General features: G+C 36.7%; 9 protein-coding genes. 5 read left to right on the forward strand and 4 right to left on the reverse strand.

Features of this window, described 5'->3' with window-relative positions:
* Nucleotides 1-54: 54 nt before the first annotated feature.
* Entirely contained in the window at nucleotides 55-792 is a 738-nt protein-coding gene (locus D5R40_RS27335) for a hypothetical protein (protein WP_124155498.1), read from the forward strand.
* A 520-nt stretch (nucleotides 793-1,312) separates the two neighbouring features.
* Here D5R40_RS27335 and D5R40_RS27340 read toward each other — a convergent pair.
* The 3 genes from D5R40_RS27340 to D5R40_RS27350 form a co-directional block, all read right to left on the reverse strand.
* Nucleotides 1,313-3,043 (reverse strand): Calx-beta domain-containing protein, encoded by a 1,731-nt coding sequence (locus tag D5R40_RS27340; RefSeq protein WP_124142940.1) that lies wholly within the window; start codon nucleotides 3,041-3,043, stop codon nucleotides 1,313-1,315.
* Nucleotides 3,044-3,218: 175 nt separating this feature from the next.
* Entirely contained in the window at nucleotides 3,219-3,662 is a 444-nt protein-coding gene (locus tag D5R40_RS27345; RefSeq protein ID WP_124142939.1) for a hypothetical protein, read from the reverse strand.
* A 16-nt stretch (nucleotides 3,663-3,678) separates the two neighbouring features.
* The gene (locus D5R40_RS27350) at nucleotides 3,679-5,181 is read right to left on the reverse strand and encodes an iron uptake porin (protein ID WP_240038755.1); all 1,503 of its coding nucleotides are present in this window, start codon (nucleotides 5,179-5,181) and stop codon (nucleotides 3,679-3,681) included.
* Between D5R40_RS27350 and D5R40_RS27355 the strand changes: the two genes are divergently transcribed.
* The gene (locus D5R40_RS27355) at nucleotides 5,161-6,105 is read left to right on the forward strand and encodes a S1 family peptidase (protein ID WP_205127204.1); all 945 of its coding nucleotides are present in this window, start codon (nucleotides 5,161-5,163) and stop codon (nucleotides 6,103-6,105) included. The two genes, D5R40_RS27350 and D5R40_RS27355, sit on opposite strands and share 21 nt — an antisense overlap.
* Nucleotides 6,106-6,122: 17 nt before the next feature.
* Entirely contained in the window at nucleotides 6,123-7,115 is a 993-nt protein-coding gene (locus D5R40_RS27360) for a S1 family peptidase (RefSeq protein ID WP_161564301.1), read from the forward strand.
* 63 nt (nucleotides 7,116-7,178) lie between these two features.
* Here D5R40_RS27360 and D5R40_RS27365 read toward each other — a convergent pair whose 3' ends face one another.
* Nucleotides 7,179-7,790 (reverse strand): hypothetical protein, encoded by a 612-nt coding sequence (locus D5R40_RS27365; RefSeq protein ID WP_124142936.1) that lies wholly within the window; start codon nucleotides 7,788-7,790, stop codon nucleotides 7,179-7,181.
* 286 nt (nucleotides 7,791-8,076) lie between these two features.
* Between D5R40_RS27365 and D5R40_RS27370 the strand changes: the two genes are divergently transcribed.
* Together D5R40_RS27370 and D5R40_RS27375 are read left to right on the forward strand one after the other, a co-directional pair.
* On the forward strand, nucleotides 8,077-8,541 hold the full coding sequence (locus D5R40_RS27370) for a hypothetical protein (RefSeq protein ID WP_124142935.1): 465 nt from the start codon (nucleotides 8,077-8,079) through the stop codon (nucleotides 8,539-8,541).
* 12 nt (nucleotides 8,542-8,553) lie between these two features.
* The gene (locus D5R40_RS27375) at nucleotides 8,554-9,384 is read left to right on the forward strand and encodes a hypothetical protein (protein ID WP_124142934.1); all 831 of its coding nucleotides are present in this window, start codon (nucleotides 8,554-8,556) and stop codon (nucleotides 9,382-9,384) included.
* Nucleotides 9,385-9,409 lie beyond the last annotated feature (25 nt).

The raw sequence follows: 9,409 nt of genomic DNA on the forward strand, positions 1-9,409 counted from the left end.
ACATTAATAAAATGATCGAACCCACTATTAAATACATTATTATCTACTGCTTCTGTGAATTTTCCTATTATTAATGAGTTTCAAGAAGGGGTTGGTTTAGGATTACCGGATGATGCTTTTGTGAGTAAAGTTTCTAATAGTGGATTGTTTTTAGATTTTTCTGCAACTATTGGTGGTGTGGGAAATGAATCTGGAAATGGTATTGTTATAGACCCTGCTCAAAATACTTATGTAGTTGGTTTTTCTGATTCTATAGATTTTCCAGTTATTGATGCTTTGAATAATTTTGGTTTAGAATCTAATGCTTTTGTGGCTAAGATTATTTCAGATGTTACGCCACCTGAATTTTTCCAGAATTTTATTCAGTATTTGACAGTACAACAAATTAATCCCATAGAGATATATTTTGATGAAGAATTTTATTTAGAAAATAACGTTGATGTAGCCAGATTTGTGCAAAATGGTTTGTTTACAAATGGCTTAGATCATTTTATTAATCAAGGTCAATTTCAAGGACGTAACCCCAGTCTTTTATTTGATGAAACTACTTATTTAATTGAAAATCCAGGAGTAGCAGAAGCAGTAGATAATAATGTATTTAATAGTGGGTTCGATCATTTTATTAATGTTGGTTTTTTTGAAGGACGCGATGAAAGAACTACTGCATTTGATGAACGATTTTATCTAGCATCTAATCCTGGTGTAGCCTTAGCAGTAGAAAATGGTATTTTTAACAGTGGGTTTGAACATTTTATATTGTTTGGTGAAGCTGAAGGGCGAGCTGGAAATTAGTCATAAGGTCAAAAGTCAAAAGTCATGCATTCAAAAGTTAAAAGTTATACCAATTTAATAAATGTTTGTTACAAATGGTAGAAGTAAGAAAGAAGGAAGAAGGAAGAAGGAAAAAGGGATAAATTTTGAAAAAAAGGGAAAAAAAATAGAGATAACTATCTCAAATGAACTGAACTAGCTATTTTTAAGCGTACCCGATCGATATCTACCTTTTTGTAGCATTCTTTTTTTAAATTGGTATTAGAAGTTAAAAGTTATCAGGACTTACGCAAATTGTTAGACAATACGCTACCTGTAGAAGGCGAATGCCATTTGCCCCTACTATATGTAGAGTTTCTGCGTAAGTCCTGGTTATATCAAATCCGTTGGCTACTGTTCTACCGAACATGATATAATATAGTTCTATTGTCGTTATACAATGGTTAAGGGCAAATGCCATTGGCTAACGCCAAACTCCGAATTGCGCCCCTACAATATGGACTCTTATCTTTAAAATTTAGTACACTATCAATAATGTCTATTAACCAAATAACCTAATATCATCAATAATTAATTTATTAGGTTCGCTGCCAAAACTGACAGATTGAGCAAATCCGTTAAAATTAATTTGTTGCTCTTCAGGAGTTAAAACATAAGCGCCAGGAGTTGCTAAGGAATCAGAAGTTCGATCTAGAATTTCATTAGCTAAGACATTTCCAGTAGCATTCGGACCATCATAGACAACTACTTGATGATTAACGAAAGGAGAAGCATAACGGAATGATAATTCTGAGAAACCATCAGGCACATTCATAATAATTGAATTTCCCTGAGAGTAAGTAATAGCTCTACCTTGACTAGCAGGATTTACATCTACTACAGAGTCAGTAAAATTACCACTACCTGTCTGGGCGAAACTAACTATTCCCAAGGCATTATTAAATGTTACTCCTGTTAAAGGATCGATAGGGTACTCCCGTAGATCACCAGCACTATCAAAGTCAATTTCTCTAACAGCAAGTGTATCGTTAATATTAATAGTAGCAGCATTTACCCCACCAACTATGTAGCTATTATTCCCACTAGGTTGAAGATTTAGGTTAACTGTTTCTACAGGTTCAGGAATTCCATCTGCTATGGAATTAATATTAATAACTGCACTGTTAGTTCCCGCAGGAATAGTCACAAATGGTAATGTTATTGCTTGATAATCTATACCATTGGTGGCTGTACCGCCAATAGTATAATTAATAGCAATATTGTTATTTTGAGGACTATTAATGCTGAAAATAAATTGACCAGGTACTCCTCCCTCTGTGATATTGGGGTTAATAGTATTGACAGCGACTACTGGCAATGGCAAAGGAAGTGTCTCAATATCATTAATATTAATAGTAGCAGTATTAATCTCACCTAAATTGTAAGTATCACTATCTTGAAGAGTTAGATTAACTGTTTCTACAGGTTCAACAATTACATCATCTTCTATTATGGCATTAATATCAATAGGTACACTGGTGCTTCCAGCAGGAATAAGCACACTCAATGGTATGGTTGTATAGTCCAAACCATTGGTAGCTGTACCGTCAACAGCATAATTAACCACAATGTCGTTATTTTGAAGACTATTAATATTAACAAAAAATTGACCTGTTTGTCCTTCTGTGATATTGGGAGTGAAAGTATTAATAGTGACTATTGGCTCAATAGAATCTTCTCCTGGTATATTATCACCACGTTCAAGCACAGCCCGTAATTCGTTGGGAGTTATGTTAAGAACAACACCTGTAATTGTACTATCAAAAGGATTAATAATTGCAGCACCTTCAAGAACATTATTACTATTTGGATCTAGGTCTTCGGCACTTGTACCTAAGCTTGTTTCTGCAGTATTTATTGCTTCTTGTAGTGGTGTACCTTCAGGTACAAACAAATTATAAAATGGTTCGGTCGGCAACTCAAAATCAACAAAAACGCGCTGTGCAGTGGTTAATCCATCAGTAAATTGGATAATATCCTCACCAACGTTGAAGTCAATAATAATTGAACCAGGAGCCCTCGAATCAGCAATAACACCTGTTAAAGGAACGTCTGGCAGTATACTTTGCAGTAGGGGTAGTGTTCCGTCCCCACCCAAAACAAAAACATCTTGTCCTCCTGAAATACCTTTATAAATATCAATACCCGATCCACCATCAAGAGTTTCACCAGGAGATTCGCTTCTTATTACCTGAATATCTGGAGTGTCGCTGACTTGTTGTATAGTTGGCATATTTAATCTCGTTTCTTGGCTAGTAAAAATTTGGAGTTTGATAGGGCAAACCTAAACTGTTCAGAACTTACGCAGTGCCGCTACATCAAAGTATAACTTGGTCATTGTTCAATATGAAAACACTATTAATTAATGCTGTTGCGTAAGTCCTGCTGCTGATTTCTTTCCTTCTATTTCAAGGAATAATTACATTAGTCCGATCAAATGATGGTGTTGACGGTATTGATGGTGTTGACGGTGTTGATGGTGTTGTTCTTAAACCATTATTGTCAGTAGGACGTCGGGAACCTCCTGCATTAAACTCAACTTTTTGTAGAGAATCAACAGTTGTGCTAGAACTACCATTACCAGATAAAGGATTAGCTACACCTCCTAGAGCATCTCTGAGGAAGGTGTTGCTAAACCCATCACCTCTAGACTCTGGGTCTTGTTCCTCTTCAAAAAAAGTAGGTTTATTACGACGAGGAGGTTCTGAGGTATTTGTTTGCGCGATCGCTTCCCCTGGTCCTACTTCTAATGGATGAGCTAAAGCTTTATTAGCATTTCCACAAACTATTACACTACTCAAGCATAAAGTTGATAACAATAACCAAAGCTTCGTTTTAACTGACAAATTCATAATTAATCTTTCTCCTTTAGAATCTGAATGTACTTCTTAGGACACCCAAAAATATAGTATCATTATCATCATTATGTTCCGGATTAGTTACTAGAAAAAAACCAGGAGTAATAGCAATATTATCACTCACTTTAAACCGATAAAAAGCTTCAAAATGTAAAGAAGTATCTTCATCATCACCATCTCGTAAACCTTTACCATCAGATAATTTTAAAGGTTGACCAAAAATCAGTCCTAATAGGTCCCCTTCACGATTAAAAGGATCGGAAAGTCCTACCGCCACTGTATAAGTGTAAGTATTTGCATAAGCATCACTCACCTCAGAATCAGTAAATGCGTATCCACCCCATGCTGCTAGGGTAATTTTACGATTAATCCGCCACTGGAATGTAGCACTAATTGCATTTGTTTGAGTTGGTTCATCAATAAAACCGGAAGCATCCGCATTAAAGCTACCTGTTAAAGTATCTAATCTGCCATCTACAGAATAGGCATTAATATAAGCAATACCTGTGAGAATATTACTTGTAGGTTTGATTAAAAATTGAACTCCTGCAGCACTATGGTCTGATGCTGTAAACCCTCCCCCTTGATTTCGTATATCACAACCTTGACTTTTACTAGGACAACTACTGTTTCTTGTACCATAAGCAAATTGTACCCGCAGTCTATCTAGAGCTAACCAGTCAAAACCAACACCTGCGTCTAAACTACCAATTTTAAATAGAGGGTTAGCTTCTCCAAAACGAGAAATAGCTCCTCTACCTGTATCAAAAAAAGGAGAGTTAGCTGTCAGAACACTACTCAAGCTAAACCCTTGGGGCCGAAATGTCAGTACCACGCGATCGTTAAAAGCTGCAGTCCGATACTCTAACAAATCTAATTTAAATACATCGTCTGTGTCTGTCTGGAAAGAAAACAGTGCCATATCAGTTTCTAATCCAGGATTTTCTATGGTACCAGCAAAAGCACGATTCTCGAAATTACCAGATACCAGTCCAATTGCCAAACGGTCTTTCCCTGTGAATGAGGAAACTATTCCCAATCTAGCTAAATAAGCAAAAATGGCCTGGCGGTCATCTCCGTCTCCTGGTGGGTCTCCTCCTCCTGCTGCTGCCAATCCAAAAATTACTTCTCCACCCATGATGCTTGTGGTAGAAAATTGATTTGCTTCTAGTTCTACTACTCTTGCTTCTAGGACATCAACTCGACCCCGCAAAGTCGCCATTTCTACAGCAAATTCTTCTTGGAGTCTTTGTATTGTTGCTAAGTCTTCCCTAGTAACTAACTCAGCAGTAGAGGAAGCAATTAATTCTGTAATTCGGTCTAAACAAGAGTTTAAACCAGCAGCAAATTCATAGCGAGTCATGGCGCGATCGCCCCGGTAAGTGCCATCAGGATATCCAGCAATACAACCATAGCGTTCTACTAAAGATTGTAAAGCTTGAAATGCCCAATCAGTAGGTTGTACGTCTGAAAGTTGGGTTACGGATGTAACTTGACCTTTACCTCTGAGCAAATAGAAAACAATGTTTTAAACATTAATCATCTAAAAAAGCAGACAAAATTGGTGCAAGCTGACCAAACAATTTTCCCTGTCAGTCAACAGATACCAGAACCTGTCAGTCAACAGGTATCAGAAACTGCTCGAGAGATTACTGTCAGAGTTTTAACTGACTCCAATGCAGGTTCAGGAGTAATTGTAAATCGTCAAGAAAACCGATATATTGTCTTGACTAACCATCATGTAATGATTGGTAGTTGGCATAGACAATACACTATACTTACAGCAGATGGTGTACTCCATGTCGCCAAATGGCTACAACCAACTGAATATAAAAGTCTAGATTTAGCCCTAGTTGAGTTTACTAGCAGCAATGTTTACCAAACAGTCGAGATGGAAAATTCAGCAACCTTATCTGTTGGGGATATAGTTTACGCTTGTGGATTTCCTAATTGGCATGGATTAAATTCAGATAAAATTTCTAGTACCCGTGATTGGGGTTTCAAAGCTTATCGCTTTACTGAAGGAAAAGTAGGAATGACCTTATCCAAGTCCCTAGAACGTGGGTATCAACTCGGCTATACTAATACAGTTGAAAGTGGTATGAGCGGAGGTCCAGTTCTCAATCAATATGGTCGTCTAGTTGGAATCAATGGTTGGGGTAAGTATCCTTTAGGTGGTATTCAAGCCTTTGTATTCATTGATGGTACAAAACCATCATTTGAACTATTCCAGCAAATGGAAACTTTAAGTTGGGCAATTCCAGTTACAACAATTCGACGTTCTATTTTTCCGCAAAAATTGAACCCTGAAATTCAACGCTCTACCTATCAGCAAGAATGGAACTCAACAATTCAACCTTCTACACCTCAGCCAAAATTAAACCCAGTAATTCAACCTTCTACTTCTCAACCAAAATCAAACCCAATTCAAGAGTGACAACAAGGAAACAAACGATGATCTTATTCAAGCAATTATCTATAGGTGTTATCTGTTTCTTAACAGCTCTCAGAATTACTATTCCAACTGCATTAGCTTTAACTAAACAAGAAGTCAATGCGATCGCCTGGCAAGTATCTATAATTTTAGGACCTGGTTTAACAAAGGAACAAATCAAAGCCATTGACCAGGGAAACTACAATGTTGTTGAGGGTTGGCAAAATGGTAGTGGCGTAATTATTGCTCGTCAGGGAAAAACCTATTATGCTCTCTCTGCACTCCACGTTGTTGCGGACTCCAGAGGGGGAACTTTTGCCTTAGCAACTCCAGATGGAGAAGTTCATATAATTGATGATTATAAAACTCAATCAAATATTATTCCCCTGGGAAAACCACAGGGTATGGGAGAATTTATTGATGGACTTGACTTAGTTTTAATCAAGTTTCGCAGTAATAAAAATTATCCCATTGCTTCCATTGCCAGTTCAGAGAATTTAAAGGAAGGTTCCTCTATTTTTGTCAATGGCTGGCCAAACCCAGAAGATTTAAGAATTACAGAGCGGGTGCGTCGGTTTGAGGAAGGTACTATTAATTTTGTTGCCAACTCTCCTTCCGCAAATGGTGGATACAGTGTTCTTTATAGTAGTTGGACAGCCTCTGGAATGAGCGGTGGTCCTGTATTTAATTCAGACGGACAGGTAATAGGAATTCATGGGCGAGGACGTGCTAGGGGTGGTGTTTATTGTGTTAATCCTCAGTTTAGTCGGAGTAATAGCTGCGGAATGCAAATATTTCACTTTCTGAGTCACCGCGATGTAAGACAGATTAATTCTGCTTTGAATACTAATCCAGTAGACCCGAAAATGGTGGAAAATGGTAGAAGAGGAAAAAGTAAAACAGATCGAATTGATAATATTTATAAAACTTTTGCATTAGAGTTTTTGGATTCAGCAACGAAAAGAAAGCCTTCTGGAGGATGTGACTTTTTATTAATAGATGACTGTGAGTGATAGGAGTCAGGAGTAGGGAGTAGGAAAAACTATATTTTTTCCTACTCCCTACTCCCTATTCTATTAATAACGGTTGGGATAGACTTTTAATCTAATGTTTCTACGTCGATTTTCAAAATAGTCACAATTGCCATAATAGTCGCAATTTCTATTATAAAAATAATTGTCCCGGTCGTATCTGTCACGTCTTCGCCGATAATCATAGTCCCGGTCGTATCTGTCGCGTCTTCTCCGATAATCATAATCTCGGTCATACCTGTCCTGTCTTCGCCGATAATCATAATCTCGGTCGTATCTGTCACGTCTTCGCCGATAATTTTCTAAAGTATTCCATCTGCGGTCAAGTCTGCGGTCTAGATCGTCGTGAGCTTCTTGAATAATTCTTTCTCTTTCTGCTTTAGGAAGACTTCGGTTATGACGTTTATCCATCTCATTTTTAATCCTGCGATCGATTCTTTCATGGAGTCTATGTCTTTTGTCTTGTAGGTATTCGTCTTCCTTTTGACGCGCTCGAATACGATATCTCTCCTGGCGATCGGCTAATATAATTTGATTTTCCTCTAAGCTTTTTTGTTCAGTTTTGATGTTAGTAACATTATTGAAGGCCATTGCTGGATAGGTACAACTAAGGCCAAAAAATAAGGGGATAATAGCGAGCAAAAATTTGTTATTCATATCGATACAGTTACCTCTATATACTCTTCATTTTATCAAGTATTATACCTAATCAGAATTAGATGAGCTTACCCTGAAGCGGATTTGTTATGATAGGCTATAATTTAATTTATCATTTTCTTTGTGGGTTTAATACCCCACCGTCTACACGGTGTTCAAAATTACTTGGGGTGAGAATCCATAAGTAATTTTCCTCCTGTCTCCTGTCTCCTGTCTCCTGTCTCCTTCTTCAATCTAGTATTAATCACCTTATACTTAGGAATTTAAGTATAGAGGAGTCTTAAGTATGGTTGAATTATTACAGCTAATTCCATTCCCATTGCTTCTTTTGAGTATAGTATTGGTAATACTTCCTACTATATTTACTGCCATATTACGTATCCAACTTTACAATTATTTAATATTTTTCAAAAGTAGAGTTAAAAGACTAATTGACGGGGTAAGTCCAAGAAAAAAACACAGAATAATTGAGCATTTAGAAGCAAGATTTCAGACGGCAAGTCAAAATTTAGAAGAAGTCAACACAGCAGCATTAGTAGATGGAATTTATAGCCGAGCAACATTTAATTTTTTAGGATTTAAATTACGATACCACCAATGGGATTACTTTTCTCAAGCATTACCTAACCTATTAATATCCTTTGGATTATTAGGCACTTTTCTTGGAACGAGGAAGCAAACAGCAATAATTATTACTTGTTGTAGTTGTATTGAATTATTAAAAAAAATCCTATTTTTAAGCAAAGATTGAGGAGTAAAAATTATGAGCCGCCGCTCACGATATTCAAGGCTAAATCAAACTCTCAATGTCTGGCAATCTTTTACAGATGTCATGTCGAGCGCCTTTATGATTTTGAGCTTATTTCTGTTTCTGGCACTACTTAAATCGGGAGCGTTAAGTTCAACTGTTTCCAAAACAAATACTGAACTTCAAGAGGTTAGAATAGAGAATGAAAAATTGAAGGATAAAGTAAAAGAAAAAGACCGAGAAATACAGGATAAATCTGAAAAAATACAGCAACAAAAAGACGTACTGAAAAATAAAGAACAAGAGTTACAGCAAAAAGAAAAGACGATTATCAGAAAAAATCAAGAAATTTCTAGCTTAAAATCCCAGCCACCAATTGAAATTCCAGAAGCATCTAACCGCAAATTTCCATCTGGTAGTGCCGAATTATCTGACGGATTAATTAATTTTATTCAGAACAATTTAGTGAAGCAAATCGAAGATTATGCTCAAGGAAAAGAAGGCTATATCGTACAAGTAATCGGTCATACTGATGGTCAACGAAATAATAGTTTTCAAGTAAGTAATTTAGATGAGCAATTAGAAAAAGTTGCTATTGGTAATGACAATATTAGTAATCTGACGCCAAGTTCAAATGCAGATTTAGGTTTAATGCGCGCTCTAGCAGTAGTAAAAGAACTTGAAAACAACCCTCGTTTAAAGCAACTAGGATTAAAATTCCGAGCTTATTCAGCAGCACAACTTTATCTACCTTCAGGAGAATATGCAACGGTAGAGCGTAATCCGGAGCAAAAAAGACGGCGAATAGAAATTCGTTTCATATCAAATCCGGTAGCATCGGTATAAAAAAATTAAACCTGATAAATTAAGG

The organism is Okeania hirsuta (assembly GCF_003838195.1).
Taxonomy (GTDB): Bacteria; Cyanobacteriota; Cyanobacteriia; order Cyanobacteriales; family Microcoleaceae; genus Okeania; species Okeania hirsuta.

What these genes read in the sequence shown, in the direction of transcription:
- D5R40_RS27340 (WP_124142940.1), bottom strand. Translation starts at nt 3,043, where the DNA reads ATGCCAACTATACAACAAGTCAGCGACACTCCAGATATTCAGGTAATA.
- D5R40_RS27345 (WP_124142939.1), bottom strand. Translation starts at nt 3,662, where the DNA reads ATGAATTTGTCAGTTAAAACGAAGCTTTGGTTATTGTTATCAACTTTA.
- D5R40_RS27360 (WP_161564301.1), top strand. Translation starts at nt 6,123, where the DNA reads ATGATCTTATTCAAGCAATTATCTATAGGTGTTATCTGTTTCTTAACA.
- D5R40_RS27365 (WP_124142936.1), bottom strand. Translation starts at nt 7,790, where the DNA reads ATGAATAACAAATTTTTGCTCGCTATTATCCCCTTATTTTTTGGCCTT.
- D5R40_RS27370 (WP_124142935.1), top strand. Translation starts at nt 8,077, where the DNA reads ATGGTTGAATTATTACAGCTAATTCCATTCCCATTGCTTCTTTTGAGT.
- D5R40_RS27375 (WP_124142934.1), top strand. Translation starts at nt 8,554, where the DNA reads ATGAGCCGCCGCTCACGATATTCAAGGCTAAATCAAACTCTCAATGTC.